Here is a 15,751-nt window from a genome sequence, read left to right as displayed (position 1 = left end):
TCCATGGCGGTTACCGCCTCCCGTCTCACGCATGTTCGCCAGGTGAACTACAGTTCATTTCTGGCGCGCCCTGAGTGTGCGTGCGCCCGGTACGCATGTCAACGCCCTGGAGGACCGATGCCGGACACACGTCCCCCCGAGGCCGTCGGTCCGCTGGTGCGCGGTGTCGCGGTACTGCGCGAGATCAGCGGCGCCGGCGGCGGGGCGAGCCTCGGCGAACTCGTCAGGGCCACCGGGCTCGCCCGGTCCACAGTCGATCGGGTCGTGGCGACCCTCGCCCGCATGGGGTACGTACGGCTCGACGGGAACGGGGCGAGGGCCGCGCCGCGGCTCATGGAGCTCGGCAACGCCTATCTGGCCGCCGTCCGGCTGCCCGCCCTGCTCGGTCCGTCGGCCGAACGGCTGGCCGAGGAGCTCGACGAGTCCGTCTCGCTGGCCGTGCCCGACGGGGACGGCATCCGTTTCGTGCACCAGACCACACGGCGTCGCGCCATGTCCCTGTCGTTCCGGATCGGCGACCTGCTACCCGCCGAATCCACGGCGCCGGGGCCTCTGTTCGCCGCGGCGGGCTGGTCCGTGCGGGACTGGCAGGCATGGCGTGCGCACCGGGCCGCCGCCCCGGCCGAGGGCCGGAGCCCGTACGCCGTACCGCCACGCCCCGCCGACGGCGACACCTCGTCCTTCGAGGCACGGGCGGCCCGGGCCGCGAAGGACGGCTGGTCCGTGGACGACCAGAACATCGAGCCGGGCCTGGTCGCCGTTGCCGTCCCGGTGCACGACCCCCGCGGAGAAGTGGTCTGCGCCCTGAGCGTGGTCAGTCACACCAGCCGCCACAGCGCGGACTCCCTGCGGCGTACGGTCCTGCCCCGGGCACGGGCCGCCGCGACCGGGATGGAGCGTGAGCTGGGCGGGGCCGCCCCCGCTGCGCCGGCCCGCGCCCCGGGCGGCCTCGCGCAATGGACCACCGCCTCCAAGCAGGAGCTCGGCGCGGAGTTCATCGAATCCCTGGCCCGCGGACTGACCGTCGTCACCGCGTTCGGCGAGGGCCGGGAGGAGCTCACCCTCGCAGCCGTCGCCGAGACCACCGGACTCGCCCGGGCCACCGCCCGCCGGGCCCTCATCACCCTGGAGCACCTCGGCTGCGTGACGTCGCGGGACCGCTTCTTCCGGCTGACCCCGCGGGTACTGGGCCTCGGCCACGCTCCGCTGTCCCGCACGACCCTTCCCGAGATCGCCCTGCCGCACATGGGCCGGCTGGTGGTGCGCCTCCACGACTCGGCCTCCCTGGCCGTCCTCGACGGCGACGACATCCGCTACACCGCGCGCGTAGCCACCGAACGCGTCATGAGCGTCAACATCACCACGGGCACGCGCTTCCCCGCCCACGCCACCTCGATGGGGCGGGTCCTGCTCGCCGGTCTCCCCCGGGACGAGCGTGCGGAACGGCTCGGCCGGACCGCACTGCGGGCCCTCACCCCCCACACCCTCACCGACCCCGCCGAACTGGCGGCCGTGCTGGACCAGGTGGACCGGGAGGGCCACGCCCTGGCCGACGGGGAGCTGGAGGAGGGCCTGCGCTCCCTCGCCGTCCCCGTCCGTGACGTCACCGGCGCCCCGGTCGCCGCTCTCAACGTCGCCATGCACGTCAGCCGCCGTACCGTCGCAGCGTGCCTCCGCGAGGTGCTCCCGGAACTACGAGCCGCCGCCGCGCTGATCGAGTCGGACCTGCACGTCGTGGGCCGCTTCGGCCGGGTCTCCGCCTCCTGAAGCCTTCCCCGCTCCCTGAAGAGCCGCCTGACCTCGCCCGTCGGGGGACGCCCGGGGCGCGTACGGCGGCGGGCTGAACAGGACGGCGGGTGACGGACTGAACAGGGCAGCCGGTGACGGGCTGAACAGGGCGGCCGCCCACCACGTATCGAGGGGCGGGCACCGGTCTTCACGGTCCCCGGCGCCGGTGACGCCGCGTCCGGACGGGTTCGAGGGAGCGACGGATGAGGCACGTACGACGCGGCCTGCAACGGGTGGTGAGGCTGGCGACCGTCGGCGCGCTGCTCTGCAGCGGTCTGATGACGGCTAGTGGGGCGGCGGGGGCCACGACCGGCGGTACCTCGGCCCCGGCGGAGGACGGCGGAGGCACCACCGCGCCACCTCCCGGCCTCGGCGAGCGTCTCCTCGCGCAGCTCGGCCCGTCGCGTACGGCGGGCAGCTGGCTCGGCTCCGACGGCCGCCCGGTGGTGGCGGTGACCGACGAGGCAGCCGCTGCGGAGGCCGAACGGGCGGGCGCGCGGGCCCAGGTCGTCCGCCACAGCATGCGCCGCCTCCGGTCGGCCACCCAGGATTTGGGCCGGGCGCCCCGGGTGCCCGGAACCGCCTGGGCGGTGGACTACGCGTCCAACCGGGTCCTGGTGCGAGCCGACAGCACGGTGTCCGCCGCGGACTGGTCACGCCTTTCGGGCCTCGCCGAGGAGACGGGCAGCTTCGTCCACATGCAGCGGACCCGGGGCGCCCTCTCCACCCGGCTCAGCGGCGCCGCTCCCCTCTTCGCCCGCAACGGACGCTGCTCCGCCGGGTTCAACGTGACCGACGGCCGGCGGGACTTCGTCCTGACGGCCGGTCACTGCGGCCCGCCCGGAACCGCGTGGTTCGGGGACGCGAGGGGCACCCGGCCGGTCGGCACCACCACGGCCGGCAGCTTTCCCGGGGGCGACTTCTCACTCGTCGCGTACGGGAGCGGTGACCCGTCCGGGGCACGGAGCGTCGTGGGGATCGGCGGCGGCCGCGAGGTGCGGATCGATGCCGCCGCCGACCCCGCCGTCGGGCTCCAGGTCGTCCGCAGCGGAAGTACCACCGGGACCCGCACCGGCCGGGTGACAGCCTTGAACGCGACGGTGAACTACCCCGAGGGCACGGTGACCGGCCTGATCGAGACGACGGTCTGCGCCGAACCCGGCGACAGCGGCGGCCCGTTGTTCGCACAGGGGCTGGCCCTCGGTGTGACGTCCGGGGGGAACGGCGACTGCACCACCGGCGGAACGACGTACTTCCAGCCGGTGACCTCGGCCCTGTCCGCCCTGGGCGTGCGCCTGACCGCCCCGGCCGCCTCCCTCGAAGACGCCCGGGGCGAGGCCTCACCACCGGCGGCGGCCGGAGCCGCCGCCCCGGGCGGCCCCGGGCTTCCCACCGCGTCCGGCGGCGTCCTCGGCATCCGCCCCCTCGCACCGGGACTGCTGGTCCTCGCCGCGAGTCTTCTCGTACCGGTGGCCGCCGGAGTGATCCGGTCGGCCCGGAGGCGAAGGGCCTACCGCCGCTGGTACTCCCACAGCTGGACGTGAACGCGCAGAGGGTCCTGAGCTCTAGCGAGGGCCACTGGGCAGTGACTTCAAGTGATCATCGCTGGTGGATCATGGTGTCGTGGTGCGTCGCCATGAACCGTGCGACGACGAGCGGGAGTTCCGGACCGGTGTCGCCTGGCGGGATGTGCCGGACCGTTACGGCCCCTGGACCACCCCGCATACGCGCTTTCGCAGGTGGGCGGCGGACGGGACGTTCGAAGGGCTGCGGCGGGCCGCGCAGGCGAAGGCGGACGCTGCGGGTGACGTCGAGTGGCTGGTACCCGGTCGATTCCACGACCGTCCGGGCCCACCAGTATGCGGCGGGGCACGAAAAGAGGGCTCCGCGACCCGGCCCTCGGCCGGTCCGGAGGCGGCCTGACCACGTCCTGGGCGAAGAGGGCTACAGCGCGAAGGCGATCCCCGCGTGGCTCCGGCGCAAGGGCATCTCGCACGATCCGAGCGGGCCGACCAGGCCTGCAACCGGGCCCGGCGAGGAGCCGGGGAGGCCGCCCGCCGGGCTTCGACCGTGAGGTCTACAAGCACCGCAACGTCGTGGAACGCTGCCACCCGGTACGACAATACCGCTCAGTCCTACGAAGCGGCCGTTGCCCTCGCATCACTCCTGATGTGGGCGTGAAGGCTGACGAACCAACTCAGTCCATGTCCTCGTCGTCCTCATCCTCTTCCATGCTCTCGTATCCGGAGTGGATCAGCGCGGAGAAGTTGGGGTACTTCGTCGGGTTGCCGTACTTGGGTGCGAACTCGTAGGCGGCCCACTCCCCGTCCGGCCCGACGTCGGTCGGATCGAGCAACCAGAAGTCCTCTCCCCGGGCGATCTCGATGGACCGGCGAAACAACTGAACATCGCCGTCGTTGCCGGGTATCGAGTCGTAGGTCTCGGTCACGCGCCTGCCGGCCTCGCTGTCCCGCATCCACACGACGCGGCCGCATGGATGGACGTCGTCCACCCAGGCATCCAGGCGCGTCCACCCGTCGCTCGCCAGGAAGAATCCCCGCAGGCTGGGTGGGAACCGCACTCCGAGCCGCTCCTCGGATGCCACCAGAGCTTCCTCCCGAGCAGGGGGTTCACCCAACCACGGCTCCACCCGCTCCCCTCGATCCAGAGCCTCCAACTGGTCGTCATCCAGCAGGTCGACCAACTCGTCACCGTCGGCACGGACCTTCACGTACAGCTCGCCGTATCGCTCCAGGAAGACGCGCCACTCCTGCGGCGTGGTCAGAACATCGGCAACTTCATTCTCTTCATGCTCAGTTGTCTCACTCACGCCGATCATGGTGCCAGGTGGCTATGACAATGCCCATGGCCGCCGACCGTGCGCGGGCGAGGCCGGCTCATGGTCGCTGCCTCTGATGCGGATGTGGCAGTTGACGACTCCGCCTAGGCGCAGCCCGGCGGTTCGGCGTCGGTCGGTACGAACTGCAGCGTGGGCATTCCGGCGGCATCGAAGTCGGCCGTGTCCGGGCCGACCAGCGTCATGTAGCCGGCGAGCCTCTGGCTGTCCTGCGAGGGCGGCTTCCCCTTGACCTGCTCGACACCGGGGGAAACGGTGTCGAGGACCCACCACCGGCCGCCGAACTGCAGCCACTTGACCCCGCAGTGCGTGTTGATGTCGTACGGATACGGCTTGTGCTGCTTGGGCTGAGCGGGCCCCTTTTGCCAGGTGTCCCTCGCGACGGTGCGGGCTGACAGAGTGGGCCCGGAGTACCCCTCGTCGCCCTGATTGTCGGACGAGGACGAGCAGCCTGAGAGCAACAGGCCGGCACTGAGCAGCAGAACGGTGACGGGGCGCGATACCTTCATGTTCCTCGGACGGTGCGGGCGCGTTTTCCGTTCCGCTCTCTTCCGTGCTCTCCGCGATGTCCTGCGAGGCGGGTCCCCTGACCCACTCAAGGGTCGAATGGGCCCACAGCACGACAAGGCGCGGCTTTGAAGGCGGTGGCAACGATCGCCCCGTCGTCCTGCATCTCGCGAGCGCGGCGCTGAGGACCGCGCGGTTCTCTGATGCATGGACGAGATCTGCGCAACCGACGTCGCCACCGCTGACGTCGGCAAGCGCCGCTGCCGGTTCTACGTGGCATGATCCTGGTCGTGATCATGGGGTGGGGAAAGATCGTAGCCGTGCTGCTCGCGGCCGTTGCAGTCGCCGGAGTCTCTGGGTGCGGTGGCGAGGGCCACGTCGAAGCTGAAAGCAAGCCGTCGGCCGGACTGCCAGATGCAGAGCCGTCGGCCAGTCCGTCAGCCACAGGGCCGACACTGGATGAGGCAGTCACCAGGTACCAGGACGACCTGAGTGCTCTCCGGGCGGACGGATGTCCGAGCCCGTGCTTCGTGGCATTCATCGAGGTGTACCAGAACTCGCAGAGAATGCGGGGGCTTATGGACGCCTCCGGAGCAGCGCCGGGCGTCTATACCGAGGCGTACGCCCTGATGGACGAACTTCAGCAGAATTTCATGGGTCTGGACGGCCAGGACACGGAGGCCGCGCGGGCGTCAGTCCTGGACCCGGCGAACGACCTCGACCAGTGGCTCGAGGACAACCCGATCAAGTGACCTGCCACGCCCTGCGTCGGGAGCGGCTCACGCGTCGGCGGACACCGGCAAGGGGCCGCAATTGAGCCTCCGGAAGGCGCATGAACGCTGGGCGAGGCCGTCGAGGCACGGGTCACGCTCAGCCGTTACGGTGTCACCGCCCCCGGGTTGACGGTTGCGCGCCTGGACGAGTGGTGCGCCCGAGATGACGCGGACTACAGCTGTCAGCTCTGCCCCGCCCTCATTCAGCGACGCGGGCCGCTCGTCGTGCCACGAAGGATCGGCGCTGAAGCCCGGCCACGGGACCACGGAGGGCCGGGGAACGCGGTGCAGACGTGCACCGCGTACGTGAGCACCTGCCGGTGGAGCTGGACGCCGGTCATCGGGCGAGTACGTGGCCGTCGTGCGGGCGGTGGTCGCGGGAGCGGCGCAGGTCGGGGCTCGACGCCCTGCTCTCTCGTGGCGGCGTCGGGTCCGAAGGAGGGCGGCGGGGTGGTGATGAACTCCGGTGCGAACAGGGCCTCACGGCTATCGGGGGTGAGCAGGGGCGGCGCTTGGCGGATGCCCGCGACGTGCATGCCCGCGCCCTGGTCGTGGTCGGCGCGGAGAGCGGCCCGTGCCGCGGCCAGCTCCGGTATGCCCTGCGGCCTCCGGCCCGACGTCCGTACCGATGAAGCCGGTACACAACTGTCCCCGATCATCCCACTGCCGCCCGAGAGGCGGCCTGGTTGGACAGCCATCCCGGGCCCGTTGCGGCACACCGGCGGCAAGAGCCGGCGGACAGGAACTGCGCGGCCCGGTCCCGGACGTCGACGCCACACTGATCACTTGCCGCACGGAGTGGCGCCGCACCCCGTGCGCCTGACCACCGTCCGATCGGGTGGGGAAGCGCACGGGGCGGCGGGGCACCCCGTGCGCATGGCCACCGTACGGATCGGAAGGGGGAGCGCCGGACCCGCACCGCTTGCGACGGCCCTGTCAGCCGATGATGGCGACCGGGGCGTCCCACGCGTTGCGGTCGACGTTGATGGTGTGACCGCCGCGGGTCTCCTTGCTGTTGGCCTTGTACTGGTGGCCGCGGCTGTGGTCGGTGTACAGCTTCGAGTCCCAGGGCCAGTCCTTGGTGGTGGTGTCCTGGCCGTTCCACAGGGCGTACCAGAGGTTGCCCGGCAGGTCCGTGCGGTTCTTGGCGGTGGCGATCGCCTTCGCACTGGAACTGCTGAAGCCGTAGAGGCCCGCGCGGTAGGTCTTGGTGCGCAGGGTCTTGGTGAAGGAGCGCACGTAGGTGAGGGTGGCGTCGTTGCACGCCTTGTCGGCGATGTCGTACGACTCCATGTTGAGATAGATCGGGCTGCCGGCCTTCATTCCGAGCGCCGAGGCCTTGGCGATCGCGTCCTTGGCGTTGGCGGCCCCGACCGAGGCCGCGGTGGACGCGGTGAACCTCTCCTTGTTCTGGCTCTTCTGGCAGGGCGGCTGGGCGCCGACGTACAGGGGGATGACCCGCCAGCCGAGGGTGCCGACCGACTTCACCCAGGGCTTGGTGAGGTTGGGCTGGGCGCAGCCGCGGTTCTTGCCCCCGATGTAGACGGCGACGCCGCCGTAGTAGGCGTCCTTCTTCCACGCCTTCATCGTGGTGAGCGAGGGCGCCGTGCAGGCGTCGAACGCCCGGCCGGTGTAGGTCTTCTGCGCGGGCCACGCCGGGGCGGCCATCGAGGTCTGCGCCGCGATCCCGGCACCGGCCACGACGACGACGCCGGTCGTCGCCAGAGCGATGTAGCGGCCTCTTCTGGACAAACGGTGCTTCGACATTTCCCCACCCCATGAATCGGAATCCGGCTTTCCGGATCCCGCCCATTCTATCTCCAGGAGGCGTAACCGCCTTTACCGGCCAGGTCCATTGGAAAGCTCTGTTGGATGTCATCACGGTGGGCGTCAGCAAGCAGGCCGGGAATGGAAGCAGTTCTGTGCCGCCCGGGAGGGAAACAATGTACGCGCTCTGCCCTCGAAGCCCGGCGCGCACCAGGGACGTATGCATGGCGGGTGTCCGGCCACCTCTGCGTGGCCGGCCGCAACAGATGCCTCATCGACTCGGATCAACGCCCGTCATGCCGGACGGCAGCCGTGCCCCGTCTGCGGACCGCATCTGGGGTGCATCCGCAAGGAGGGCCCAGAGATCACGTGATCCGGGCAGTGAGATCACGGATTGATGAGCAGGGCGTTCAGAAGTGTTCTGGCAGGGCGCTGGTTCTGCACTCTGTCGGCCGGTCTCGAGTAGCGCAATGGTGACCCGATGGCCTGGGGCGCCCACCCCATCTTTTGACCTCTTGGTGAAACGACGCGGGCAGTGATGTTCCAAATCAAGAAGACGAGCAAGGCGAACTCCGAAATAGCCTGGCTCGTGGCTCGTGGCTCGTGGCTCGTGGCTCGTGGCTCGTTGGGTGCCACCTGCCCGGACGCCGTACGAGCGGCGCATGGGGGTCTCCGGTACCGAGCTGCCCGTGTCGCACGATCCGGCGTGGTTGTTCCTCACCCTCCGCTGTGTGGCACGGAGCCGGGAGGCGTCCGGCAGCACTCCCGTGCTGCCGGACGCCTCCCGGCCGTCGTCCGTCAGACCGTGGGGGACGGGCCGACCAGCTCGCCCAGGACGTCCTCCATGGTGACGAATCCGATCACCGTGCCCCGGTCGCCGGTGACAGCGGCCAGGTGGGTGCCGCCGGCCCGCATGGCGGTCATGGTGTCGTCCAGCGGTGTGTCGATCTCGACCCGGATCATCGGGTGCAGAGCGCCGGTCGGATACGGCTCGTCGCGCTCGGCCACCCCGAGGGCGTCCTTGATGTGCAGGTAGCCCAGCACCTCGTCACCCGGTCCGATCACCGGAAGGCGCGAGAAGCCGCTGGCCGCCGCTGCACGCTCCAACTGCCTCGGGGTGATGTCGTGGCCGACGGTGACCGACCGGTTGAGCGGCACCATCACCTCACCCGCCGGGCGGGTGCCCAGCTCCAGCGCGTCCCGGAGGCGTTCGCCGTCGGCCGGGTCCAGGAGGCCGGCCTCGCTGGAATCCTTGACCAGGCGGGCGAGTTCGTCGTCGGTGAATACGGAGGCGACCTCGTCCTTCGGCTCCACCTTCATCAGACGGAGGATGGCGTTGGCGAACGCGTTGATACCGAAGATGACCGGCCGCATTCCGCGCGTGAGCGCCACCAGCGGCGGGCCCAGCAGCAGCGCGGTCGGCGCCGGGGCGGCGAGCGCGATGTTCTTCGGGACCATCTCGCCGATGAGCATGTGCAGGTACGTCGCCGCCGTCAGCGCGATCACGAAGGCGATCGGGTGGATCAGCGCCTCCGGCACGCCGATCGCCTCGAACGGGGGCTCCAGCAGGTGCGCGATGGCGGGCTCGGCGACCGCGCCCAGCACCAGCGAGGAGATGGTGATGCCGAGCTGGGCGGTGGCCATCGCCGCGGAGAGGTGCTGAAGGCCCCACAAGGTGGACCGGGCCCGCAGGTTGCCCTTCAGCGCCGCCGGTTCGATCTGGCTGCGCCGTACGGAGATCAGGGCGAACTCGGCCCCGACGAAGAAGGCGTTGGTCAGGAGTGTCAGTGCGCCGATCAGCAGCTGGACCGTGGTCATCGGGCGTCCTCCGCGTTCTGGGCGAGGGGGGCGGTGATACGGACCCGGTCGGCACGGTGGTGCTGGACGCGGAGGACGGCGACCTGCCAGCCGCCGACCTCGATCCGGTCCGCGAGTGTCGGGATGCGCTCGAGTCTGGCGGCGACGAGGCCTGCCAGGGTCTCGTACGGGCCGTCGGGGGCCGTCAGCCCTATCTCCTCCAGTTGGTCCAGCCGGACGCCGCCGTCGGCCTCCCACACCGCGTGTCCGTCGGCCGGCCGGTCCAGCAGGACCAGGTCGGGCACTTCGTGCGGGTCGTGTTCGTCGCGCACCTCGCCGACGACCTCCTCCACGATGTCCTCGACGGTGGCGAGGCCCGCGGTGCCTCCGTACTCGTCGATCACCACGGCCATGGTCCGGTGCTTCCTCAGCTGCTGGAGGAGACGGTCCACGGGCAGGGAGTCGGGTACCAGCAGCGGCTCCGTGGCCAGATCGGTCACGGGTGTGCGGGACCGCACGCCCTCATCGAGCGCGAGGACGTCGCGGATGTGCACCGTGCCGATGACCTCGTCCAGGCTGTCCCGGTAGACCGGGAAGCGGGACAGGCCGGTGGCCAGGGTGAGGTTTGCGGCGTCGGCGGCGGTGGCGTGGGCTTCGAGCGCCAGGACGTCGACACGCGGAGTCATGACGTTCTCCGCGGTCAGCTCGCCGAGGTGCAGCGTGCGCACGAACAGCTCGGCCGCGTCCTGCTCGATCGCGCCCTCGCGCGCGGAGTGCCGCACGAGCGCGACCAGCTCCTGCGGACTGCGGGCCGAGGCGAGCTCCTCCTGCGGTTCCAAACCGAAGCGCCGGACGATCCTGTTCGCCGCGTTGTTCAGGTGCCGGATCAGAGGGGCGAAGGCGGCGGTGAAACCGCGCTGCGGTCCCGCCACGACCTTGGCGACGGCGAGCGGGCTGGAGATCGCCCAGTTCTTCGGGACGAGCTCACCGACGACCATCAGCACCACCGTGGCGACGGTGACGCCGAGGAGGGTCGCGACGGGGGACACCGCCCCGTCCGGCAGGCCGGAAGCCTCGAGCGGCCCGCGCAGCAGCGCCGCGAGCGAGGGCTCGGCGAGCATGCCGATGACCAGGGAAGTGACGGTGATGCCCAGCTGGGCACCGGAGAGCTGGAAGGTCAGCCCCTTGGCGGCGCTGAGCGCGCTCGCGGCACCACGCTCGCCGGCAGCGGCGGCGCGCTCCAGCTCACCGCGCTCGATGGTGGTCAGAGAGAACTCGGCCGCGACGAACACCGCGCACGCCAGCGTGAGGGCGAGGGCGAGGAGCAGCAGGAGGACTTCCGTCACCGTGTCACCCCCGTCACCTGGATCGAGGTTTGCGGGCAGGACGGGGGGCGGCCGGTACTGGCAGGTTCACCCATTGCGGGTTTGCTGCTCCTTCTTGGGTCGGTGGGGCTTCTACAGGTCTGTAGAAAACGCAAGAGGAGGTGGGTAGGTTCCCGGCCCGTCCCCGTGGTGGGTCTGCCCGCCTCGAGGCCGACAGTTTCGCGTCCGCGAGGCTTCGCGGCCGGTCGTGCCGATGTCCGGCCGCGTCGACGTCCGGCCGCCGTGTTCCCGGCCGCCGCAGACGTGGGGCCCAGGGCCGTCCCGCCACGTGCCCGGTTCCGGGCGGTCGACCCGTGTGTGTCGCAGACCTGGTGTCACAAGGGCGTGGCGGTCTTCAGGACGAAGAACAGCGTGACCGCCGCGTTGGCCGAGGACAGGGCGGAGACCGTGGTGCCGGCCGCCGCGGCCCAGGCCGCCAGGCCGACGGCGGTGAAGACGGGCGGCCAGACGCGGGCCGCCGGTGCCGGTCCGAGCAGCGCGGCGACCCGGCGCGGTACCGGCCCCGGGGCCGCCAGCCCGGCGAGTGTCACCCCGGGTGCGCCGCGGGAGACGAGAGCCGCCCGGCCGATGGCACGGGCCACCACCCGCCGGTTGCCGACCGCGGCAGCGGCGTCCTCGTCCGCCCAGCGTTCGGCGGTGTACGCCACGGCGGTGCGCAACGGGCGGAGGAACGGGTTGGCCCGCGCGGCCAGCTGCACGATGAGCAGGAAGCGGTGGTGGCGGCCGGCCAGGTGCGCGCGTTCATGGGCGAACAGCGCCCGGCGCTCCGAGGAGTCCAGGCAGCTCAGCAGGGACGTCGACACCACGATCCGCCCCTTGGGCCCGGGCAGCGCGTAGGCGTACGGCGCCTCGTCCGGCAGGACCGCCACCGGTGTGTCGGGAAGTCCGGTCAGGGCGCGCTCGGCATCGCGCCGCACCCGGTGGTGCCGCCACGCCGCGCTCACGCACGCCGCGAGGACGGCGACCAGGACCGGGATGGCGGCCTTGCCCGCCACCTCGTCGTACGGCACCGCCTCGCGCACCTCCGGGTCCGACCATCCGTCCGGCAGCGGATTGCCCGGCAGCTGGGCCGTGCCGACCACCACCAGCAGGGCAAGGCAGAGGGTGCTGCATACGGCCAGCACCGCCGCGACCGCAGACAGCAGCCAGGTGGCGGTTCGCGGGTGCAGGTGGTGCGCCGCCAGCCGGGCCACGGGCCACGCGGTCAGGGGCAGTACCAGCGGCAGGAAGACGAAGACGCCCATGACCCCTACAGTTCCGGCTCGTCGGCCGCCTCGGCGAGGAGGTCGCGCAGCAGCTGCTCGTCGCCGGGCGTGAGCGTGGTCAGGAAGCTGGCCAGTACGGCCTCACGATTGCTCTCGCCGTCCAGGACGCGCCGCATGCGCAGCGCGGCCAGGCCCGCCTCGTCCGAGCGCGGCGTCCATCGGAAGGACCGCCCCTCACGCTGCCGGTCCACCGCCCCCTTGGCCTGCAGACGCGTCAGGATCGTCATCACCGTGGTGTACGCGACGCCACCACCCAACCGCTCCTGTACCCAGGCCGCCGTCGCGGGCCCCTGGGCCCGGCAGAGCGTGGTCAGCACCTCCGCCTCCAGTTCGCCCTGGCCGCGCCGACGGGGGTGCTCGTCCGGACCGCCTCTGCCCTGACCCGTCATGTCCGCTCCTCCCTGTCGTGGTGCCGCCCCGCGCGGGGCGGTGAACGGCGGTGAACGGTTCATCGTACTGACACCTGATGAGGGGCGCCCGGTCAACTTCTACAGTGATGTAGATTCAAGGAGTCGGCAGTCACGAGCCCGGGCGGCCCATCGGGGCGGTGCGGGAACAGAGGAAGGAAAGCGGCATGGGTGTGAGTCTGGCCAAGGGCGGCAACGTCTCGCTCAGCAAGGAGGCACCGGGTCTGACCGCAGTCCTCGTCGGACTCGGCTGGGACGCGCGCAGTACCACCGGCACCGACTACGACCTCGACGCCAGCGCGCTGCTGGTGGACAGCGCCGGGAAGGTGATCTCCGACCAGCACTTCGTCTTCTACAACAACCTCAAGAGCCCCGACGGCTCCGTCGAGCACACGGGCGACAACCTCACGGGCGAGGGCGAGGGGGACGACGAGTCCCTGAAGGTCAGCCTGACCACCGTCCCCGCCGACGTGGCGAGGATCGTCTTCCCGGTCTCCATCCACGACGCGGACAACCGCGGGCAGAGCTTCGGCCAGGTCCGCAACGCCTTCATCCGCGTGGTGAACCAGTCGGGCGGTGCCGAACTCGCCCGGTACGACCTGAGCGAGGACGCGGCGACCGAGACCGCCATGGTCTTCGGCGAGCTGTACCGCCACGGCGAGGAATGGAAGTTCCGAGCGGTGGGCCAGGGCTACGCCTCCGGGCTGTCCGGCATCGCGGCCGACTTCGGCGTCGGCGTCTGACAGCACGTCTCCCTCTTCCGTTCCGGAAGCCGGGGCACCCCGGACGACCCGGGGTGCCCCGTCCGGCGCCGTGATCCCGTCCGGGCCGGCGATTCCCGGGCACCTCACCATCGATCCGGGGACCCCACATGTATCTGCCCGACCGCCCGGAAGGCGAGACCGGAGCCGACGCGGAAGCCGGAGCCGACTTCGAGGAGATGCTCCGCCTCGCGCTGGACACACCGGAGATACGCCGGTCCCTGGGGAGCGCGGGCGTCCGGACCGGTGCGGGGTACCTGGTTTCCCTGGCCAGGGACGAGGCGGACGTCATCCGAGCTGCGGCCGGCGACGAGTACGCCGCCTACCGCCGGCTGCGCGCCTCGGTCGAAGGGCCGGGGGCCCGCTGCTCCGGCCGTCCTCGCGGTAGGGAGACCGTCACCGTCGGCCGCGGACTCCTCGAGGCCATGGCCGTGCTCGCACCCCTGCTGTCCGCCGCGGCGGCAATGATCTTCCTCCTCCTCGGCCAGGCCCTGCGCCTCGCCGGAACCCAGCGCCCTCTCGCGGACGCGCTGGTGGACGCGGGATGGACCTCCGCGGTCGTGGCGGGCGTGACGGCGGTCGTCGCCGGCATCGCGCTCGTCCTCGCTGCGGCGCGAAACCGCGCCGCGTCCGGACCGTGCTCCGGCTGCCCGCGCCACCAAGGCCCCGCCGTCACCGAGGCGCGTGCCGCCTGGCGGGGCGCCCTGTTGGAGCGCGGGCTCCTCCCCTTTCTCCGGCATCAGTCGGCCTTGCTTCGGGCCCCGCTCCCGGAGGGTGCCCTGCCCGCAGCCCTGCCGTCCCTCCCCGGGGGCACCGGGGGCATCCCGCTTCCGGAAGCTCGCACGCGCCCCGGCTGGGCGAGTCCCGATTTCACCGCCCCCGGCTTCGCGAGCCCCGGAGCGCCCGGACGGGACTGACGGGGCGGCACCGGACGACCCGACGGGCCTGCGCGGAGCCCCGCTCGGACGGTGACCAGATCTGACGCGGCTCTCGGCAGGTCCACACCCCGCGAGGCCCGAGGCACCGACGAGGTTGCCCCGCGCGCCTCTGACCGCATGCGGCCTCGTCACGTACGGGGGCTGTCCGGGATCGGCCGGGGATCTGTCAGCCCGGGATCTGCCAGCCCGGCCTCCTCACCGGGCCCGACGCCGGCCACCGCCCCGCGGCCGTGGCCGGCCTTCACGCCCAGGAACCGGTACGGCGCGGCTGCGCCCGGCCGGATCCCGAGCGGAACGAGAACGCGGATGCCCACCTCCACACCCCGCTTGCCCGGACCGATGCCGTTGGACCGGAGCCGGACTTCGACCCCTGACGCCGGGTGCGACAGGTGCCGCGCCGGGCGCGACCACCGCTGAATCCAGCTCGACGGGAACGCGCGGTACGTCCGTACCACCGCGGGCGAGTCCGGTTCCTCGGGCAACGACCCGTTCGCCGGCCCCGAAACCGGTCTGCAGCCCGTGCACGACCTGCACGCCAGGCCGACGCTGTGATCATCGGCGGTTTCGGCGGCCACCTGGGCGGGGCGCGGCTGCGCCAAGAGGGAGGTGGGGTCGGTCCGGACCCGGGATGGGCCGCGTCCCTGTAATAATCGGTCTGCAGGCACAGCCGTACTGACTAGATGAGCCATAGAACCGCCACCTCCGCCGGTGCCGATCCTCCATTCGGTCCAGAACCGTCGAACCGACCGGAAGGCACACCGAACATGACTGAGCAACACGACCGCTGGGCGGAACTCACCGGCGGACAAGCTGGAGAAGATTACGCCCAGCGGTTCGCGCGACTCGCCGAATCGGGTCACGACATCCATGGCGAGGCCGCCTTCTGCGCCGCCCTGCTGAAGCCTTCCGCGCGGGTACTCGACGCAGGCTGCGGTACCGGTCGGATCGCGATCCGACTCGCTGAGCTGGGCCACCACTGCACCGGCGTAGACGTCGACGCCTCCATGCTCGCCGTCGCCCGCCGGGAAGCCCCCACACAGGAATGGCTCCTGGGCGACCTTGCCCGCCTGGACACCCTCCGCCTGAACACCGGCTTCGACCTGGCACTCGCCGCCGGAAACGTCATCCCCCTGCTGGCCCCCGGAACCGAAGCAGCCGTCGTCCGGCAGCTGGCCGGCTCGCTGCGCCCCGGTGGACTGCTGGTCACGGGCATGGGACTGGACGCGGCACACCTCCCCCTGCCGGAACCACCGGTGACGCTCACAGAATTCGACCACTGGTGTACCCAGGCCGGACTGACCTTGCGGCAGCGCTACGCCACCTGGAACGGCGATCCCTATGACGAAGGCTGCGGCTACGCCGTCAGCGTGCATTCCCTCCCCACCACGTGAGCCCCCGCCCTCAACACGACGGTCCGCCCCGACGCGCGCCCGAGTGATGCCTCTCCCCGGTGGTCTTCCCCCGAGATCCGCGGCGAAGGGCCCGCAGGGCGATAGGGCCCCTGCT

At 71.5% G+C, this 15,751-nt stretch carries 14 protein-coding genes; 7 read left to right on the top strand and 7 right to left on the bottom strand.

The genetic code is table 11. The features are described from left to right. Nucleotides 1-117 precede the first annotated feature (117 nt). The 3 genes from OG927_RS02425 to OG927_RS35955 all read left to right on the top strand — a co-directional run bounded on the left by OG927_RS02425 (nucleotide 118) and on the right by OG927_RS35955 (nucleotide 3,711). Complete coding sequence (locus OG927_RS02425; protein WP_330319607.1) at nucleotides 118-1,767, top strand: IclR family transcriptional regulator domain-containing protein; 1,650 nt, start codon at nucleotides 118-120, stop codon at nucleotides 1,765-1,767. 224 nt (nucleotides 1,768-1,991) lie between these two features. Next, a complete protein-coding gene (locus OG927_RS02420; protein WP_319100242.1) occupies nucleotides 1,992-3,332 on the top strand; it encodes a S1 family peptidase in 1,341 nt (446 codons plus the stop codon). Between the two features lie 64 nt (nucleotides 3,333-3,396). Beyond that, nucleotides 3,397-3,711 carry a transposase gene (locus OG927_RS35955; protein ID WP_392926809.1) on the top strand — a complete coding sequence of 105 codons (315 nt, stop codon included), beginning with the start codon at nucleotides 3,397-3,399 and terminating at the stop codon, nucleotides 3,709-3,711. A gap of 274 nt (nucleotides 3,712-3,985) precedes the next feature. On the opposite strand, the gene OG927_RS02415 is transcribed toward OG927_RS35955, so the two are convergent. Together OG927_RS02415 and OG927_RS02410 are read right to left on the bottom strand one after the other, a co-directional pair. Beyond that, nucleotides 3,986-4,627: an SMI1/KNR4 family protein gene (locus OG927_RS02415; RefSeq protein ID WP_056792664.1), complete on the bottom strand. Its 642-nt coding sequence runs from the start codon at nucleotides 4,625-4,627 to the stop codon at nucleotides 3,986-3,988. Nucleotides 4,628-4,731: 104 nt separating this feature from the next. Continuing rightward, nucleotides 4,732-5,154, bottom strand: a complete 423-nt coding sequence (locus tag OG927_RS02410; protein ID WP_330319606.1) for a hypothetical protein — start codon at nucleotides 5,152-5,154, stop codon at nucleotides 4,732-4,734. 276 nt (nucleotides 5,155-5,430) lie between these two features. On the opposite strand from OG927_RS02410, the gene OG927_RS02405 reads away from it, so the two are divergent. Next, nucleotides 5,431-5,904: a hypothetical protein gene (locus tag OG927_RS02405; protein WP_319100239.1), complete on the top strand. Its 474-nt coding sequence runs from the start codon at nucleotides 5,431-5,433 to the stop codon at nucleotides 5,902-5,904. A 957-nt stretch (nucleotides 5,905-6,861) separates the two neighbouring features. Here OG927_RS02405 and OG927_RS02395 read toward each other — a convergent pair. From OG927_RS02395 to OG927_RS02375, 5 genes are all read right to left on the bottom strand, one after another. Next, a complete protein-coding gene (locus OG927_RS02395; protein WP_056792662.1) occupies nucleotides 6,862-7,692 on the bottom strand; it encodes a glycoside hydrolase domain-containing protein in 831 nt (276 codons plus the stop codon). 798 nt (nucleotides 7,693-8,490) lie between these two features. Beyond that, nucleotides 8,491-9,510 (bottom strand): hemolysin family protein, encoded by a 1,020-nt coding sequence (locus OG927_RS02390; protein WP_124283182.1) that lies wholly within the window; start codon nucleotides 9,508-9,510, stop codon nucleotides 8,491-8,493. After that, complete coding sequence (locus OG927_RS02385) at nucleotides 9,507-10,835, bottom strand: hemolysin family protein (protein WP_330319605.1); 1,329 nt, start codon at nucleotides 10,833-10,835, stop codon at nucleotides 9,507-9,509. Before OG927_RS02385 ends, OG927_RS02390 begins: the two co-directional genes overlap by 4 nt. Before the next feature lie 353 nt (nucleotides 10,836-11,188). After that, nucleotides 11,189-12,118 carry a M56 family metallopeptidase gene (locus tag OG927_RS02380; RefSeq protein ID WP_124283184.1) on the bottom strand — a complete coding sequence of 310 codons (930 nt, stop codon included), beginning with the start codon at nucleotides 12,116-12,118 and terminating at the stop codon, nucleotides 11,189-11,191. Nucleotides 12,119-12,123: 5 nt separating this feature from the next. After that, nucleotides 12,124-12,528 (bottom strand): BlaI/MecI/CopY family transcriptional regulator, encoded by a 405-nt coding sequence (locus tag OG927_RS02375; RefSeq protein WP_056792658.1) that lies wholly within the window; start codon nucleotides 12,526-12,528, stop codon nucleotides 12,124-12,126. A gap of 185 nt (nucleotides 12,529-12,713) precedes the next feature. Here OG927_RS02375 and OG927_RS02370 point away from each other — a divergent pair, with 185 nt between their 5' ends. The 3 genes from OG927_RS02370 to OG927_RS02360 all read left to right on the top strand — a co-directional run bounded on the left by OG927_RS02370 (nucleotide 12,714) and on the right by OG927_RS02360 (nucleotide 15,636). After that, complete coding sequence (locus OG927_RS02370; RefSeq protein ID WP_056792657.1) at nucleotides 12,714-13,289, top strand: TerD family protein; 576 nt, start codon at nucleotides 12,714-12,716, stop codon at nucleotides 13,287-13,289. 128 nt (nucleotides 13,290-13,417) lie between these two features. Further along, nucleotides 13,418-14,224, top strand: a complete 807-nt coding sequence (locus OG927_RS02365; protein WP_330319604.1) for a hypothetical protein — start codon at nucleotides 13,418-13,420, stop codon at nucleotides 14,222-14,224. A gap of 785 nt (nucleotides 14,225-15,009) precedes the next feature. Then, nucleotides 15,010-15,636: a class I SAM-dependent methyltransferase gene (locus OG927_RS02360; protein ID WP_056792655.1), complete on the top strand. Its 627-nt coding sequence runs from the start codon at nucleotides 15,010-15,012 to the stop codon at nucleotides 15,634-15,636. Nucleotides 15,637-15,751: the final 115 nt, after the last annotated feature.

This window comes from Streptomyces clavifer (assembly GCF_036345975.1).
Taxonomy (GTDB): Bacteria; Actinomycetota; Actinomycetes; order Streptomycetales; family Streptomycetaceae; genus Streptomyces; species Streptomyces clavifer.
The sequence above is the reverse complement of the archived record's forward strand: the minus strand, read 5'-3'. Positions and strand labels throughout refer to the sequence as shown.